The organism is Achromobacter sp. Marseille-Q4962 (assembly GCF_943737005.1).
Lineage (GTDB): Bacteria > Pseudomonadota > Gammaproteobacteria > Burkholderiales > Burkholderiaceae_B > Achromobacter.
This window is the reverse complement of record NZ_CALSFU010000006.1, coordinates 80,054-95,903: the sequence shown is the minus strand read 5'-3', so window position 1 is coordinate 95,903 and position 15,850 is coordinate 80,054. Positions and strand designations below refer to the sequence as shown.

General features: G+C 69.5%; 13 protein-coding genes and 1 pseudogene. 6 read left to right on the top strand and 8 right to left on the bottom strand.

Features of this window, described 5'->3' with window-relative positions:
* From hutH to hutC, 5 genes and pseudogenes are all read right to left on the bottom strand, one after another.
* Window positions 1–1,539: pseudogene (gene hutH, locus NGJ44_RS06820) on the bottom strand (histidine ammonia-lyase).
* An 11-nt stretch (window positions 1,540–1,550) separates the two neighbouring features.
* Entirely contained in the window at window positions 1,551–2,972 is a 1,422-nt protein-coding gene (locus NGJ44_RS06815) for a purine-cytosine permease family protein (RefSeq protein WP_251863494.1), read from the bottom strand.
* A 57-nt stretch (window positions 2,973–3,029) separates the two neighbouring features.
* Entirely contained in the window at window positions 3,030–4,709 is a 1,680-nt protein-coding gene (hutU, locus tag NGJ44_RS06810) for a urocanate hydratase (RefSeq protein WP_053246241.1), read from the bottom strand.
* Window positions 4,710–4,871: 162 nt separating this feature from the next.
* Complete coding sequence (locus NGJ44_RS06805) at window positions 4,872–5,468, bottom strand: HutD/Ves family protein (RefSeq protein ID WP_053246240.1); 597 nt, start codon at window positions 5,466–5,468, stop codon at window positions 4,872–4,874.
* Window positions 5,465–6,208, bottom strand: coding sequence for a histidine utilization transcriptional repressor HutC (gene hutC, locus NGJ44_RS06800; RefSeq protein ID WP_369798796.1), 744 nt, complete (start codon window positions 6,206–6,208; stop codon window positions 5,465–5,467). The genes NGJ44_RS06805 and hutC overlap by 4 nt, the downstream gene beginning before the upstream one ends.
* Window positions 6,209–6,328: 120 nt before the next feature.
* Between hutC and NGJ44_RS06795 the strand changes: the two genes are divergently transcribed.
* Genes NGJ44_RS06795 through NGJ44_RS06785 form a run of 3 tightly spaced genes read left to right on the top strand, consistent with a single transcriptional unit; the run spans window position 6,329 to window position 8,206 of the window.
* Window positions 6,329–6,619, top strand: a complete 291-nt coding sequence (locus tag NGJ44_RS06795; RefSeq protein ID WP_053246238.1) for a metal/formaldehyde-sensitive transcriptional repressor — start codon at window positions 6,329–6,331, stop codon at window positions 6,617–6,619.
* Window positions 6,620–6,638: 19 nt separating this feature from the next.
* Window positions 6,639–7,748 (top strand): S-(hydroxymethyl)glutathione dehydrogenase/class III alcohol dehydrogenase, encoded by a 1,110-nt coding sequence (locus NGJ44_RS06790; RefSeq protein ID WP_251863493.1) that lies wholly within the window; start codon window positions 6,639–6,641, stop codon window positions 7,746–7,748.
* A gap of 23 nt (window positions 7,749–7,771) precedes the next feature.
* The gene (locus NGJ44_RS06785) at window positions 7,772–8,206 is read left to right on the top strand and encodes an EamA family transporter (protein ID WP_251863492.1); all 435 of its coding nucleotides are present in this window, start codon (window positions 7,772–7,774) and stop codon (window positions 8,204–8,206) included.
* A gap of 16 nt (window positions 8,207–8,222) precedes the next feature.
* Here the strand turns inward: NGJ44_RS06785 and speB are convergent, their stop codons facing one another.
* Entirely contained in the window at window positions 8,223–9,281 is a 1,059-nt protein-coding gene (speB, locus tag NGJ44_RS06780; RefSeq protein WP_251863491.1) for an agmatinase, read from the bottom strand.
* A gap of 10 nt (window positions 9,282–9,291) precedes the next feature.
* Entirely contained in the window at window positions 9,292–10,716 is a 1,425-nt protein-coding gene (locus tag NGJ44_RS06775; RefSeq protein WP_251863490.1) for a sodium:solute symporter family protein, read from the bottom strand.
* A 263-nt stretch (window positions 10,717–10,979) separates the two neighbouring features.
* Between NGJ44_RS06775 and NGJ44_RS06770 the strand changes: the two genes are divergently transcribed.
* The 3 genes from NGJ44_RS06770 (at window position 10,980) to NGJ44_RS06760 (ending at window position 15,063) form a co-directional block, all read left to right on the top strand.
* Complete coding sequence (locus tag NGJ44_RS06770; RefSeq protein ID WP_053246637.1) at window positions 10,980–11,891, top strand: LysR family transcriptional regulator; 912 nt, start codon at window positions 10,980–10,982, stop codon at window positions 11,889–11,891.
* A 41-nt stretch (window positions 11,892–11,932) separates the two neighbouring features.
* Complete coding sequence (locus NGJ44_RS06765) at window positions 11,933–13,042, top strand: GTPase (protein WP_251863489.1); 1,110 nt, start codon at window positions 11,933–11,935, stop codon at window positions 13,040–13,042.
* A gap of 158 nt (window positions 13,043–13,200) precedes the next feature.
* Window positions 13,201–15,063, top strand: coding sequence for a methyl-accepting chemotaxis protein (locus NGJ44_RS06760; RefSeq protein WP_251863488.1), 1,863 nt, complete (start codon window positions 13,201–13,203; stop codon window positions 15,061–15,063).
* Window positions 15,064–15,104: 41 nt separating this feature from the next.
* Here the strand turns inward: NGJ44_RS06760 and NGJ44_RS06755 are convergent, their stop codons facing one another.
* On the bottom strand, window positions 15,105–15,848 hold the full coding sequence (locus NGJ44_RS06755; protein ID WP_053246506.1) for a branched-chain amino acid ABC transporter ATP-binding protein: 744 nt from the start codon (window positions 15,846–15,848) through the stop codon (window positions 15,105–15,107).
* Between the last annotated feature and the right edge of the window lie 2 nt (window positions 15,849–15,850).

Below are 15,850 nucleotides of genomic sequence, written 5' to 3'. Positions count from 1 at the left end.
TCAGTGTTCCTCCGCGCTGGGCAGCAGCCCGGCGGGCATGAGCCGGCTGAGTTCGCGGCCGGCGATCAGCGCGCTGGCCGCGGCGATGTCGGGCGCGAAGAAGCGGTCTTTTTCATAATGGGCCACCCGGCTGCGCAACAGCGCGCGCGCCTACTCCAGCGCGGGCGAGGTCTTCAGGCCGGCGCGGAAATCCAGGCCCTGGCATGCGCCCAGCCATTCGATGGCCAGAATGTCGCGCACGTTGCCGGCCATGTCCCACAGGCGCTTGCCGGCGTTGGGCGCCATGGAGACGTGGTCTTCCTGGTTGGCCGAGGTGGGCAGGCTGTCCACGCTGGCCGGGTGGGCCAGCGCCTTGTTTTCGCTGGCCAGCGCGGCCGCCGTGACCTGCGCGATCATGAAGCCGGAATTCACGCCGCCGTTGTCCACCAGGAACGGCGGCAGCTGCGACATGTGCTTGTCCATCATGAGCGAGATGCGGCGCTCGGACAGCGCGCCCGTCTCGGCGATGGCCAGGGCGAGGTTGTCGGCCGCCATGGCCACCGGCTCGGCATGGAAGTTTCCGCCGGAGAGCACGTCGTCGTCCGCGGCGTACACCAGGGGGTTGTCGGATACGGCATTGGCTTCGGTGCGCAGCACCGCGGCGGCGTGGCGGATCTGGGTCAGGCAGGCCCCCATGACCTGCGGCTGGCAGCGCAGCGAGTACGGATCCTGCACCTTGCCGCAGTCGGCGTGGGAGCGCCCGACCTCGCTGTCCGCGCCCAGCAGGGCGCGGAAGGCCGCGGCCACGTCGATCTGCCCCGCTTGCCCGCGCACCTCGTGGATGCGCGCGTCGAAGGGCACGCGCGAGCCCAGCAGGGCTTCCACGCTGAGGCTGCCGCACACCAGGGCCGCGGCCAGCAGGTCTTCGGCCTCGAACAGTCCGCGCAGCGCATAGGCGGTGGACACCTGCGTGCCGTTGAGCAGCGCCAGGCCCTCCTTGGCCTCCAGCGCCAGCGGCTCCAGGCCCGCCCGCGCCAGGGCGGCCGGCCCATCCAGCCAGACGCCCTCGTGGCGGGCGCGGTTCTCGCCCAGCAGCAGCAGCGACATGTGCGCCAGCGGTGCGAGGTCGCCGGAGGCGCCTACCGAGCCCTTCAGCGGAATGTGAGGATGGACGCCGGCATTGACCAGCGCCACGAGGTGATCGATGACCCGGCGGCGGATGCCGGAATAGCCGCGCGCGAGGCTGTTGATCTTGAGCACCATGACGAGGCGCACCATGGCGTCGTCCAGCGGCTCGCCCACGCCGGCCGCGTGCGACAGCACCAGGGAGCGCTGCAGCGCCTGCAGGTCGCCGGGCGCGATGCGGGTGGACGCCAGCAGGCCGAAGCCCGTGTTGATGCCGTAGGCGGTGCGGTCCTCCGCGACAATGCGTTCCACGCAGGCCACGCTGTCGTCGATGGCGCGGGCGGCGCCGGCGTCGAGCACGATCCGCACCGGCTCCTGGTAGACCCGTCGCAGGTCGGCCAGCGTCAGGCGGCCGGGAATCAGATGCAAGTCCATTGCTTCGCTCCTTATGCGTCCAGCGGTTTGGCGTGGGCAGGCTCCACGCGGGCGGCCCTGGCCGCGCGCCGGCCGAATACGTAGTACAGCGCGGCGGGCACGATCAGGCCGATGAGCCACGAGATGTCCACGCCGTCCAGGTGGCGCACCATGGGGCCCGTGTAGAGCTTGGTCGAGATGAAGGGCATCTGCACCAGCACCCCGATGGCGTAGACCAGGATGCCGGCGAGGTTCCAGCGTCCGTAACGCCCGTCGGGATCGTTGAGCGCGGCCACGTCGCAGCGCTCCTTGCTGATGAAGTAATAATCGACCAGATTCACCGCGCTCCAGGGCGTGAAGAACGCCAGCAGGAACAGGATGAACGACTTGAATGCGCCCAGGAAGCCGTGCTGCCCCACCAGCGCCACCGCCATGGCCGCGCCCACGATGCCCAGCACGAACACCAGGCGCTGCCGGGGGGAATACTGCGCCTGGCCGCGGAATCCGCTGATGATGGTGGCGATGCACATGAAGCTGCCGTAGGAATTCAGCGTGGAGATGGTCACCTTGCCAAAGGCCACGCTGAAATACAAGAGCGCCGCCGTGGCGCCGGTGCCGCCCAGCCCGACGATATAGGCCACCTCGCGGCCGGCGAACCGGCCGTCCGCCATGGCCGCGGCGAACACGCCCAGCACCATGGCCGCCTGCGCGCCGAGCACCGAGCCCAGGCCCACGGCGAGGAAAGTCTTCACCGGCGAGGTGCGGCTGGGCAGGTAGCGGGAATAGTCCGCCACGTAGGGGCCATAGGCGATCTGCCACGAGGCGGCCAGCGACACCGCCAGCAGGAACGACGCCCACTCGAAGCGCCGGATCCGCAGCAGCTCGCCCACGTCGCCGATCGTCATGATGCGGGCGAACAGGTAGACAAAGGCCACGATGCCGAGCACGCTGGCCACCCGCCCCACCATGTGGATGACACGGTAGCCCAGCTGGGCCGCCACCACGATGACGGCGGCGAACGCCAGGATGCCCACGCTGTCGCTCACGCCCACCAGCTGCCCGATGGCCTGCCCCGAGAGCACCATGCCGGTGGCCGTGAACCCCAGGTACATGACACAGACGAGCGCGATGGGTATCGCCGCGCCATAGACGCCGAACTGCACCCGGCTGGAGATCATCTGCGGCAGCCCCAGCCTGGGCCCCTGGGCCGCATGCAGCGCCATGACGGCGCCGCCCAGCAGTTGCCCGATGAGCAGGCCGATGAGCGACCAGAACACGTCGCCGCCCAGCACCACGGCCAGGGCCCCGGTGACGATGGCCGTGATCTGCAGATTGGCCCCCAGCCAGAGCGTGAACTGGCTGTAGAGGCTGCCATGGCGTTCCGCTTCCGGGATGAAATCGATGGAACGCCGTTCGACCAGTTCGCCCGGGCCGGCTTCGCTTGCCGAAATCATAGTGTGTCTCCCGCGCGCCTGGACGCGCCTGTTCGGTTCGATGGCCGGCGGGCCGGCTCAGCGGTTGCGGTTGATCATGGGCAGGTTCAGGCCCTGCTCGCGGGCGCACTCGAGAGCGATGTCGTAGCCCGCGTCGGCATGGCGCATGACGCCCGTGGCCGGATCGTTGGTCAGCACGCGCGCGATGCGGCGGGCGGCCGCTTCGGTGCCATCGCAGACAATGACCATGCCCGCGTGCTGCGAGAACCCCATGCCCACGCCGCCGCCGTGATGCAGCGACACCCAGGTCGCGCCGCTTGCGGTGTTGAGCAGCGCATTGAGCAGGGGCCAGTCCGACACGGCGTCGGAACCGTCGCGCATGGATTCGGTTTCGCGGTTGGGGCTGGCCACCGAACCGGAATCGAGATGGTCGCGGCCGATGACGATGGGCGCCGACAGTTCGCCGCTGCGCACCATTTCGTTGAACGCCAGCCCCAGGCGGGCGCGCTGCCCCAGCCCCACCCAGCAGATGCGGGCGGGCAGGCCCTGGAAGCTGATGCGTTCACGCGCCATGTCCAGCCAGCGGTGCAGGTGGGCGTCGTCGGGGATGAGCTCCTTGACCTTGGCGTCGGTCTTGTAGATGTCTTCGGGGTCGCCCGACAGCGCCGCCCAGCGGAACGGCCCGATGCCGCGGCAGAACAGCGGCCGGATGTAGGCGGGCACGAAGCCGGGAAAGTCGAAAGCGTTCTCCACGCCCTCTTCCTTGGCCATCTGGCGGATGTTGTTGCCGTAGTCGAAGGTGGGCACGCCCTGTTTCTGGAAATCCAGCATGGCGCGCACATGGCGCGCCATGGACTGCCTGGCGGCCTTCACTACCGCCGCCGGTTCCTGCTGCGCGCGGGCGCGGTACTGCTCCCAGCTCCAGCCCGCGGGCAGGTAGCCGTTGAGCGGATCGTGCGCGCTGGTCTGGTCGGTGACCATGTCGGGGCGCACCCCGCGCCGCACCAGTTCGGGCAGCACCTCCGCCGCGTTGGCGCACAGCGCCACCGACACCGCCCGGCCTTCGCGCGTGTAGCGCCCGATGCGCGCCAGCGCGTCGTCCAGGTCGGTCGCCTGCTCGTCCACGTAGCGGGTGCGCAGGCGGAAATCGATGCGGCTCTGCTGGCATTCGATGTTGAGCGAGCAGGCCCCGGCCAGGGTGGCGGCCAGCGGCTGGGCGCCACCCATGCCGCCCAGTCCCGCGGTCAGCACCCAGCGGCCGGAGAGGTTGCCGCCATAGTGCTGGCGGCCGGCTTCCACGAAGGTTTCGTAGGTGCCCTGCACGATGCCCTGGCTGCCGATGTAGATCCAGCTGCCGGCCGTCATCTGGCCGTACATCGCCAGGCCGCGGGCGTCCAGCTCGTTGAAGTGTTCCCAGGTCGCCCACTTGGGCACCAGATTGGAATTGGCGATCAGCACGCGGGGCGCGTCGGCGTGGGTCTTGAAAACCCCCACGGGCTTGCCCGACTGCACCAGCAGGGTTTCGTCGTCTTCGAGCTCCCTGAGCGTGGCCACGATCTGGTCGTAGCAATCCCAGTCGCGGGCGGCGCGGCCGATGCCGCCGTAGACCACCAGTTCCTTGGGGTTTTCCGCCACGTCGGGGTCGAGATTGTTCATGAGCATGCGCAGCGGCGCTTCGGTAAGCCAGCTCTTGGCGGACAGCGTGCTGCCGCGCGGCGCACGGATGACGGTGTCTCGGTAGAGATTCGGTTTGTGCATGGGGGATCTCCGGAATCGGGTTCGATGCGCGCCGCGCAAAACGCAGCCTGTGGCCAAATCATAGGATGCCTATGGTTGTATATACAAGTACGCGGCGCGTGTTTTTTTGCTAGGGATTTCCCTCACCCGATCGGAGAAAAAGCAGGCGCGGGCCCGCCGCGTTCAGCGGGGCGCGATCTCGACGAGGCAGGCGTCCAGCCCCGACGGCGCCTCGATTTCATAGGCCGCGAGCGCCGCCGGGCCGTCCAGGCGCAGGCAGTCGTGGCGGCCCGGCGCCACGTGCGCCACGCCGTCGCGCAGCAGCCTCAGCGGGCCGGCGCCGGCATTGAACAGCAGCACGGTGGAAGCGGCGCTGTGGAACGCGCCGAAAGCCCGCCCGGCGAGCCATTGCAGCCGCACGCTATACCGCTCGGGCCGGTAGATGAGATTGAAATCGCGGATGGGACCGCCGGGCAGCCTGCATTCGACGCGGGCGTCGCCGGAAAACGCATAGGGCGCGCCCGGGCCGAGCACGGGCTGCGCCTGCCCGTCCACGGTGAGCTGCATGCCCTGGCCCTCCAGCACCGCGATGATGCGCTGGCACCCCGCGAACGACGAAAAGCCCCCGTCCCGCGCCACCTCGGCGATGGACAGGCGCCAGCCGAAGTCCAGGCCCGGCGCGGGCTCGCGCGCCACTTCCCGGGTAACGCCGCCGCCGTTGCGCCAGGGCATGCGGATGTGGTCCTGTGCGCGCAGCAATCGCGCCGATACCGCGCTCATGTCGTGAACTTCCCTTCAAGGCGGTGGCGCGAGCCGGGATGGATGAGCCGCGCCAGCGTGACGGCGCGTTCGCCCGACCAGGTGCGCCGGCGGATGAGCAGGCAGGGCTCTTCGCGTTCGATCTGCAGGAGCTGGCATTCGCGCGGCCGCGCGAGAATGGCCTCCACCACGTGCTCGCCCTGCGTGAGGGGCGCGACGCGGCTCAGGTACTCGTAGGGCGTGCCGCGGGTGAAGTCCTGCTCGAGATAGCCGGGCGCGACCTCGGCGTTGACGTAGCGGTCTTCGAGCTGGATGGGCACGTCGTCTTCGTAGTGCACGATGATCGAGTGGAACACGGGCTGGCCCGGCCGCAGGTCCAGCGCCAGGGCCTGCTCGGCCCCGGCCGGCTCTTCGGCGAGCTTGATCACGCGGCTGTGATGGCGGTGATTGCGCGCGGCGATCTCGTCGGCGATGTTGTGCACCTCGAACAGCGCCGAGCGCGCCTTGGGCGGCGCCACGAAGGTTCCCACGCCCTGCATCCGCACCAGCAGGCCCTCGGCCGTGAGTTCGCGCAGCGCCCGGTTGATCGTCATCCGGCTGAAGCCGAATTCCTCCACCAGCTCGCTTTCCGAGGGCACGCGGTAATGCGCCGGCCAGGCGCCGGTGCGCACCTGATGGGCGATCATCTGCTTGACCTTGGCGTACAGCGGCGCGGGCGCGGCGCTGTCCGGCACGGACAATCGGGAAGGCGGCACGGGAATCCTCTACCTATCGGACGCGGAGGGCTTGAATTATAGAGATATGTACAGACAACCGCCGCTCCGCCTGGACCCGGGCGCGCGCCTTCCGTATACTCCCCCCCTGTATACAGGGAGATCGCCTTGCCGCATTCCGACGCCGAGAAGAAAAAGGTCTGCGCCCGGCTGCGCCGCATCCAGGGCCAGGCCCAGGCGCTGGAGCGCGCGGTCATCGCCGGCACCGACTGCGGGGCGCTGCTGCAGCAGCTCGCCGCCCTGCGCGGCGCCGCCACGGGCCTCATGGCCGAAGTCATGGAAAGCCACTTGCGGGAAACCTTCTTGCAGTCGTCCCGCGGCGAGCCTCACAATCCCGGTATCGACCCGGAGGCCGAGATCGCGCTGCTGATGCGCCTTGTCCGTTCCTATCTCAAGTAAACCCTCGTGGAGCCTTGCTATGAAATCCCGCGCCGCCGTCGCATTCGGGCCCGGAAAGCCCCTGGAAATCGTTGACATCGACGTCGCCCCGCCCCGCCGCGGCGAAGTGCTGGTGCGCATCACGCATACCGGCGTCTGCCACACCGACGCGTTCACGCTGAGCGGCGACGACCCCGAAGGCCTCTTTCCCGCCGTGCTGGGCCACGAAGGCGCCGGCGTGGTGGTCGAGATCGGCGAAGGCGTCACCTCGCTGCAGCCCGGCGACCACGTCATCCCGCTCTACACGGCCGAATGCCGCGAGTGCAAGTTCTGCCTGTCCGGCAAGACCAACCTGTGCCAGAAGGTGCGCGCCACCCAGGGCAAGGGCGTCATGCCCGACGGCACCTCGCGCTTCAGCTACGAAGGCAAGCCGCTCTACCACTACATGGGCTGCTCCACCTTCAGCGAATACACCGTGGTCAACGAAATCTCGCTGGCCAAGATCAACCCCGCCGCCCCGCACGAGAAAGTCTGTCTGCTGGGCTGCGGCGTCACCACCGGCATCGGCGCCGTGCACAACACGGCCAAGGTCAAGGAAGGCGACACCGTCGCCGTGTTCGGCCTGGGCGGCATCGGCCTGGCCGTGGTGCAGGGCGCGGTGCAGGCCAAGGCCGGCCGCATCATCGCCATCGACACCAACCCCAACAAGTTCATCCTGGCCAAGGCCATGGGCGCGACCGACTGCGTCAACCCCAAGGACCACGACCGCCCCATCCAGGACGTCATCGTCGACATGACGGACGGCGGCGTGGACTTCTCCTTCGAGTGCATCGGCAACGTGCACGTGATGCGCGCGGCGCTGGAGTGCTGCCACAAGGGCTGGGGCGAGAGCATCATCATCGGCGTGGCGGGCGCGGGCCAGGAGATCAGCACGCGGCCCTTCCAGCTCGTGACGGGCCGCGTCTGGCGCGGCTCGGCCTTCGGCGGCGTCAAGGGCCGCACCCAGCTTCCCGGCATGGTGGAAGACGCCATGAACGGCAAGATCGACCTCGACCCCTTCGTCACGCACACGCTGCCGCTGGAGCGCATCAACGAGGCCTTCGACCTGATGCACGAGGGCAAGTCCATCCGCACGGTCATCCACTACTGACGCCATCCGCCGGGAACCGCCTCATGGAAAGCTCCGCCAGCTGGGTGCTCTGGGCCGCGCTGTCGGCGGTCTTCGCCGCCCTGACCGCCATCTTCGCCAAGATCGGCATCGAGGGCGTCGATGCCGACCTCGCCACCCTGATCCGCACCTTCATCATTCTGTTCGTGCTGGCGGCCTTCATCGCCGCCACCGGCAAGTGGAGCAACCCCCTCGCCCTCTCCGGACGCACCTGGACCTTTCTCGGGCTGTCGGCGCTGGCCACGGGTGCGTCCTGGGTCTGCTATTTCCGCGCGCTGCAGCTGGGCGAGGCATCCAAGGTAGCGCCCATCGACAAGCTCAGCGTGGTGCTCGTCGCGCTCTTTGCCGTGGCCTTCCTGGGCGAGCGCCCCGCGCCGAAGGACTGGGCCGGCATCGCGCTGGTGGCGGCCGGCGTGCTGCTGCTGGCGCTGCGGCGCTGAGCCGCCGGCCGCGTCCTCAGGCGCGCGCGGCCCCGCGAAGCCGCACGCACATCAGGCTCAGTATCTCGAACAGGATCTGCGCCCCCGCGTGCGCGGTGTTGGCCGTGGCGTCGTAGGCGGGCGCGACCTCCACCACGTCGCCGCCCACGATGTCCATGCCCGCCAGGCCGCGCAGCATGGCCAGGGCCTCCCGGGCCGTGACGCCGCCCACCTCCGGCGTGCCGGTGCCCGGCGCGTACGCCGGGTCCAGGCAGTCGATGTCGAAACTCACGTACACCGGCGCATCGCCCACCACCTCGCGCGCCTTCGCCACGACGGCGTCCACGCCCAGGCGTGGAATGTCTTCCGCATGCACCACCGTCATGCCCGAGGCGTATGAAAACTCCCACAGGTACTCCGCCGCGCCGCGGATGCCGATCTGGATGGTGCGGGTCGGGTCCAGCACGCCATCCAGCACGGCCTGCCGGAACGGGCCGCCATGGTGAAAGCGCGTGCCGTCGAACGGCCCGCCCGTATCGCAATGCGCATCGAAATGCACCAGCGCCAGGGGCCGGTCCCGGCCGAGCGCGCGCAGAATGGGCCGGGTGATGGAGTGGTCGCCTCCCACGGACAGCGGCATCACGCCGGCGCGCGCCAGGCGCGCATAGGCGGCTTCTATGTCTTCGTGCGACTGCTCCAGGCTGTAGCGGCTGCGCATGGGCACGTCGCCGATGTCGGCCACCCGCAACTCGCGCGTGGGCGCGCATCGCAGCGCGTGGTTGTAGGGGCCGATGCGCTCGATGGCGCGCAGCGCGCGCGGGCCGAAGCGACAGCCGCTGCGATTGCTCGCGCCCAGGTCCATGGGTACGCCAAGCAGCGCCACCTGCAGGTCCGCGAAGTCGGGCGCGTCCCAGGACACCGCGCGCGCCGGCGCGCCGAGCAGCGTGGGCAGGCCGGCGTAGGGCGCGCTGCGCGTACCGTCCGGACCGATGACGTCGGCCGCCACCGCACGGAAATGCGGATCGTGGATGACGGCTTCGTTCTCGCCGCCGAACCGCGCGCGCAGCTTGGCCAGTTTCTCGGGGGTGAATGCCATGACAGCTCCTTCATTGGAATGGGCCGGCGCGCGGCCCGGATGCCAGCGCCTGGCCGGCGGCGGACGCGCCGGCCGGCTGCTCCCGCCCCAGCAGGCTGATGAGCGCGAAGCTCGCCAGACTGACCGCCAGGCTGGCGTAGATGGGCGTATTGGCGTCCAGGCCGTCGCGCGCCATGAAGAACAAGGCGGCCGCGCAACCCAGCACCATGGCCCAGATGGCCGCCGCCGTGGTGGCGCGGCGCCAGTAGATGGCTCCCAGCAGCGGCACCAGCATGCCGCCGACCAGCAGGTTGTAGGCGCAGGTCAGCGCGCTCAGCACGTCGTCCACCGCCAGCGCGATGCCCAGCGTGGCGCAGCCGGCCAGCAGCGTGAAGCCCCGGTGCGCGCGCAGGCTCTCGAAGCGCCGCCCGCCCCGCAGCGCCGGCAGCAGGTCTTCGGCCAGCACCGTGGCCACGGCCAGCATGGCCGCGCTGGCGGTGGACATCATGGCCGCCAGCGCGGCGGCCATGACCAGGCCGCGCAGGCCCTCAGGCAGGCCCGCGCGCACCATGGCGGCGAACGCATTGTTGGGGTTGTCGAGCTCGGGCAGCAGCACGCGGGCCGACATGCCGATGGCCGCGCCCACCAGTCCGTAAACGATGCAGTACACCCCCGCCGCCGTGCCGGCCGCCTGCGCCACGCGCGCGCTGCGGGCGGTGAACACGCGCTGCCATATCTCCTGGCCGATCAGGATGCCCAGGAAATACACCATGAAGTAGGTGACGATCGTGCCCATACCGATATGGGTCAGCTCGAAGCTGGAAGCGGGCAGGCGCGCCACCAGCGCGTCCCAGCCGCCCGCGCGGTGCAGGCAGATGGGCAGCAGCACGAACATGAGGCCCACGGTCTTGATGAGAAACTGCACGATGTCCGTCAGCGTCAGCGACCACATGCCGCCCACGGCCGAATACACCACCACCACGCCGCCGCCGGCCAGCACCGCCAGCCAGAACGGCAGGTCGAACATCACCTGCATGACGGTGCCGATGGCGATGACGGAGGTGGCCGCCAGCATCAGCGCATACGCCATCATGACCAGGGCGCTCACCCGCTTGGCGTTCGCGTTGTAGCGCTGCTCCAGCACCTGCGTCACCGTGTAGATGCGCAGCCGCATCAGCGGCTTGGCCAGCAGCAGGTTGAGCACGATGATGCCCGCGCCCAGCGCCGCGCACAGCCAGAAACCCGAGATGCCGTACACATAGCCCAGCCTGACCGTGCCCACGGTGCTCGCGCCGCCCAGCACCGTGGCCGCCATGGTGCCCATGTAGAAGGCCGGCCCCAGGTTGCGCCCCGCCACCAGAAAGTCTTCCTGCGTGCGGGCGCGCCGCATGCCGTACCACCCGAGCAGCAGCATTGCCGCGAAGTACGCCGCGACCACGCCGGTATCCAGAATCATGTCTCTTCCCCTTCTGGTCGATGCGGGCCGCGCCGGCGGCGAGGTCCGCGCCACCTTCCGTGGCCGATACGGTGAAGCGCATGAAAGTGAATCTGGCGCAGCGCCGTCCCGGGGGCCCGGATGTGGACGATTACGAATCGCCCGCGCCGACCGGAATCGAACGGCGCGGGCCGGTGAATAATAGAAAGCGCGGTGTCCGCGTTCCATATCGAATCCATGCGACAAACATTGATTCAGACCAATGTTTATTGAGTGATAACCCTATGCTCTCCACCGTTTCCGACCTGGACCTGCGCCTGATCCGCGTTTTCCTGGCCATCGTCGACGCCGGCGGCATCTCGGCTGCGCAAGAGCTGCTGGGCGTGGGGCAGTCCACCATCAGCAGCCAGCTCGCCACGCTGGAAACCCGGCTCGGCTACCGCCTGTGCGAACGCGGACGCGGCGGCTTCCGGCTCAACGCGCGCGGCCAGCGCTTCGCGGCCCTGGCGCGGCGCACCCTGGCCGCCCTGGACGATTTCGGGGCCGAGGCCCGCAACATGCACCGCCAGCTGGTGGGCAGGCTGAAGCTCGGCCTCATCGGCAACGCCACCCTGGCGCAGAACGCGCGCATCGCGCGCGCCATCCAGCGCTTCCGGCGGCGCGACGAAGCGGTGCGCCTGTCCGTGGTGCTGCGCGGTCCGCGCGAGCTGGAAGAAATGCTGCTCAGGAACGACATCCAGGTGGCGCTGGGCTATTTCCTGCACCGCGTGCCCACCCTCGACTACACGCCGCTGTTCACGGAGCGGCAGGTCGCCTATTGCGGCGCCGCGCACCCGCTGGCGGCGCGGGCCGGGCGGGTCACCGCCGAGGAGGCCGCGGCCGCCGACTGGACCTGGCGCACCTATCCCCTGCCCGAGGCGCCGCACGCGGCGCGGCCGCTGCGCGTCACGTCGGAGGCGGACAACATGGAAGCCGCCGCCATCCTGATTCTTTCCGGCGCGCACCTGGGCTATCTGCCGGAACACTACGCGGCGCCCTATGTCGAATCGGGGCTGCTGCACGCGCTGGATCCCGGGCGCTTCCGCTACGACGTGGAGATCAGCCTCGTGGCGCGCCGCCGCGCCCTGCTGGACGACATCACCGCGGCGTTCCTGGAAGACCTGCGCGCAGCCGCGACCCCGCCGGACGCCGTGTGAACACGGCTAGAATCGGAACATTCCTAATCTTCGCCGCCCTCATGACCGCCGCCCCCAACACTACCGGCCCGCTGCAGGACGCCGTGGCCGATGCCATCCGCACCGCCACGCAAGGCGCCGGCCGCGTGAACATCCTGGTGGCGGGCAAGACCGGCGTGGGCAAGAGCACGCTCATCAACGCGGTGTTCCGCGGCGAACTTGCCCGCACCGGCGCCGGCAAGCCGGTCACCCAGACCACGCAGGAATACACCCGGCCCGGCCATCCGCTGACCATCATCGACACGCGCGGCCTGGAGGTCGGCGACTACGGGCGCTCCCGCGCCGAACTGGCGGCGCTCATCCGCGAGCGGGCCGCCAGCGCCGACCAGGACCGCCACCTGCACGTGGCCTGGCTCTGCATCCAGGACAGCGTACACCGCGTCGAAGACGCCGAGATCGAGCTGTGCGGCATGCTGGCCGATGCCGGCATCCCGGTCATCGCCATTCTCACCAAGGCGCGCCGCAATACGCCCTTCGCCGACACCGCGCGCGCCCTGCTGCCGCGCGCCAAGGACGTGGTGGCGGTGCGCGCGCTGCCCGAATGGATAGACGAGCTGCAGGCCGAGCTTCCACCCATGGGCCTGGACCGGCTCATCGAAGTCACGGCGCAGTACATCCCGGAAGCCCAGCAGCGCGCCTACGCCAATGCGCTCTCCACCCGCAACAAGCAGGCCCTGGAAGTAAAAAAAAAGCGGGCTGAGATCGAAGTGAACGTCGCCGCGGGCCTGGCCGCCTCGGCCGCCGCCGCGCCCATTCCTTTTTCGGACGCTTTCGCGCTGGTGCCCATCCAGGTCGGCATGATCGCCAAGATCGGCATCACCTTCGGCATGGAGATCAGCACCGCCGCCCTCACCACGCTGGTGACCTCCACCCTGGGCAGTTCGGCCGCCACGCTGGCGGGCCGCTCGGTGGTGTCGGGCCTGCTCAAGCTGATTCCCGGCGCGGGCAGCGCGGTGGGCGGCACCATCGCCGCCACCACGGCGGCCGCCATCACCAAGCTGCTGGGCAACGCCTACGTGACGGTGCTTTATGACTTCTGCCTGCGCCATCCGGGGCAGGACATCGACATCGCTTTCATCAAACGGGCGCTGCGGGAACGCGTCAGGCTCTGATCCGAACCGGCCCCGTTTTTCTTGCTCCCTTGCGGCCGCCAAACGGGCGAAATCGGGGCCGCCAGCCGCGCTGATCGGCCCGCTGCAAGCCGCGCCGGCCCACTACGCTGGCGGTCGCGCCGTCTGGCGCGCCTGTCACGACCCCGAAGGGAGCGCCCATGCTCAAATCCATCCGCAACCGCCTCGTCGTCATCTGCGTGGCGATCACCATTCTTTCCATGCTGTCCCTGTCGCTCGCCACGCTGTGGGTCGCGCGCCGCAACACCTATGCCCAGCTCGACCACGGCATCGGCCAGATCGCCCAGAACCACGCCAGCGAACTGGCCGCCTGGGTGCGCGACAAGCAGCGCATCACCTCCTCGCTGAACCTGGCCGTCGACCAGCCCGATGAACAGGCCCATCTCATGGCCGCGGCCGCCAAGCAGGCCGGCGGCTTCGACGACGCCTACATCGTCTACGCCGACAAGCGCATCGTGTTCAACCATGCCATGCCCGAAGGCTACGACGGCACCGCGCGCCCCTGGTACCGGCAGGCGGTGCAGGCCAGCGGCCCGGCCATCACGCCCATCTACACCGACGCCTCCACCGGCAGGCTCTGCGTGAGCTTCGTCGAGGCGGCGCGCCGCAACGGCCGCGTCGTGGCCGCGTTCGGCACGGACATGTTCCTGGACAGCATGGCCAAGATGGTGGCCGGCATCCAGGCCACGCCCAAGAGCTTCGCCTTCCTGCTCGACGAAAAGGGACAGATTCTCGCGCATCCCGACGCCAAGCTGGCGCTCAAGCCCGTTACGGAGATCGACCCCGGCCTCAGCCTCGACATGCTGCGCGGGCTGGCGCAGACCGAGGGCTCGCTTGAGCACGAGATCGGCGGCGCCGCCCGGTTTCTCTACGCCCGCCCGGTGGCGGGCACGCCGTGGACGCTGGTCATCGCCATCGACCGCGCCGAGGCCGTCGCGCCCATTACCGAGATGATGCTGATCGCGGCGTCCATTACCGTGGCCGCGCTGCTTGCCGCCATCGCGCTGCTCGCCGCGGCCGTGCGCCGGCAGCTGCGCGGACTGCCGCAGGTGCAGCACGCGCTGGAAGACATCGCCAGCGGCGACGGCGACCTGACCCGCCGCCTGCCCGAGGCGGGCCAGGACGAACTGGCCCAGATCGGCCGGGCCTTCAACCGCTTCGCCGACAAGATCGCCACCATCCTGCTCGAGATCCGCCACGCCTCCGAATCCGTGCGCCAGGCCAGCCTGGAAATCGCCAGCGGCAACCACGATCTCTCCGACCGCACCGCGCAGCAGGCCAGTTCGCTGGAACAGACCGCCGCCGCCATGGAGGAAATCACCTCCACGGTGCAGCACAGCGCCGACAACGCCAGCCAGGCGGCCCAGCTGGCTTCCGACGCCTCGCGGGTGGCGGGCGAAGGCGGCAGCGTCATGCAGCGAGTGGTGCACACCATGGAAGACATCGACGCCTCGGCGCGCAAGATCTTCGACATCATCGGCGTCATCGACGGCATCGCCTTCCAGACCAATATCCTCGCGCTCAACGCGGCCGTCGAAGCCGCGCGCGCGGGCGAGCAGGGACGCGGCTTCGCGGTGGTGGCCGGAGAAGTGCGCACGCTGGCCCAGCGCAGCGCCACCGCCGCGCGCGAAATCAAGGCGCTCATCGAATCGTCGGTGGAACAGATCCGCAGCGGCAATGCCCTGGTGCGCCAGGCCGGCTCGACCATGGACCAGGTCGTGGGCAGCGTGCAGCGGGTTGCCGGCATCGTGCGCGAGATCGACCTCGCCAGCCAGGAGCAACGCACCGGCATCTCCGAAGTGGGCAATGCCGTGAGCCTGATGGACAACGCCACACAGCAGAACGCGGCCCTGGTGGAAGAGGCCGCCGCCGCGGCCCAGACCCTGCAGGAACAGGCCGCGCATCTGGCGGCGCTGGTGCGCGGATTCAAGCTGCAGGCCGGGGCCCCGGCGCCGCGCCCGGCCGCAGCGGGCGCCGTCCGGCCGGCCCTCGCGCCGGCCTGAGGCGCTGCGCCCGGCGCACCCTCGTGCGCCGGGCGTCTCGCTCAATCGATCTTGTAGTCCATCCAGGAGGCCACCATGTCGCGCAGCCCCCCTTCCTCGTGGAACTGGTCCCTGCCGCCCTCGGCCTTGTTGCGGCCGAGCTCCAGGATGTACAGGTAGTCCGAGATCTCCGCGCAGCGCCGCACGTTCTGGTCCACCAGCACCACGGTCATGCCCTCGTCGGCAAAGCCGCGGATCAGCGCGTAGAGCTCCTTGGAGATCTTGGGCGCCAGCATGGCGGTGGGCTCGTCCAGCAGGATGACCTCGGGTTCGTTGAGCAGGGCCCGGCCGAACTCGACGAAGCGCTGCTGGCCGCCGCTCATGCTGGAAACGGGGTCATTGCGCTTCTGGGCCAGGATGGGAAAGCGCGCGTATACGCTGTCGATGCGCCTGCGCACCCGCGCCTTGTCGCGGCGGAACGGCCAGCAGCCCAGCAGCAGGTTGTCTTCCACCGACAGTTCGCCGAACAGGCTGCGGTGCTGCGGCACGAACGCCACGCCGCTTTCTGCGCGCTGGTGCGCGGGCTGCCGGCTGATGTCGCGCCCGTCCAGCGTGATGCGGCCGCCGCGCAGCGGCAGGAAACCGAACAGCGTCTTGAGCACGGTGGACTTGCCCGCGCCGTTGGGGCCGATGATGCCCGTGACCTGGCCGCGCCGCGCCTGGATGCTGACGCCGTTCAGGATGGTGATGTCGCCGTGGTAGGCCACGGTGACGTTGTCCAGCGCGAGTACCGGCTGCGTATTCATGG

Coding starts and splice junctions, on each gene's coding strand:
- hutU (WP_053246241.1), bottom strand. CDS start 4,709: ATGCACAAACCGAATCTCTACCGAGACACCGTCATCCGTGCGCCGCGC.
- NGJ44_RS06770 (WP_053246637.1), top strand. CDS start 10,980: ATGCTCTCCACCGTTTCCGACCTGGACCTGCGCCTGATCCGCGTTTTC.
- NGJ44_RS06815 (WP_251863494.1), bottom strand. CDS start 2,972: ATGATTTCGGCAAGCGAAGCCGGCCCGGGCGAACTGGTCGAACGGCGT.
- NGJ44_RS06765 (WP_251863489.1), top strand. CDS start 11,933: ATGACCGCCGCCCCCAACACTACCGGCCCGCTGCAGGACGCCGTGGCC.
- speB (WP_251863491.1), bottom strand. CDS start 9,281: ATGGCATTCACCCCCGAGAAACTGGCCAAGCTGCGCGCGCGGTTCGGC.
- NGJ44_RS06775 (WP_251863490.1), bottom strand. CDS start 10,716: ATGATTCTGGATACCGGCGTGGTCGCGGCGTACTTCGCGGCAATGCTG.
- NGJ44_RS06790 (WP_251863493.1), top strand. CDS start 6,639: ATGAAATCCCGCGCCGCCGTCGCATTCGGGCCCGGAAAGCCCCTGGAA.
- NGJ44_RS06805 (WP_053246240.1), bottom strand. CDS start 5,468: ATGAGCGCGGTATCGGCGCGATTGCTGCGCGCACAGGACCACATCCGC.
- NGJ44_RS06760 (WP_251863488.1), top strand. CDS start 13,201: ATGCTCAAATCCATCCGCAACCGCCTCGTCGTCATCTGCGTGGCGATC.
- NGJ44_RS06755 (WP_053246506.1), bottom strand. CDS start 15,848: ATGAATACGCAGCCGGTACTCGCGCTGGACAACGTCACCGTGGCCTAC.
- NGJ44_RS06785 (WP_251863492.1), top strand. CDS start 7,772: ATGGAAAGCTCCGCCAGCTGGGTGCTCTGGGCCGCGCTGTCGGCGGTC.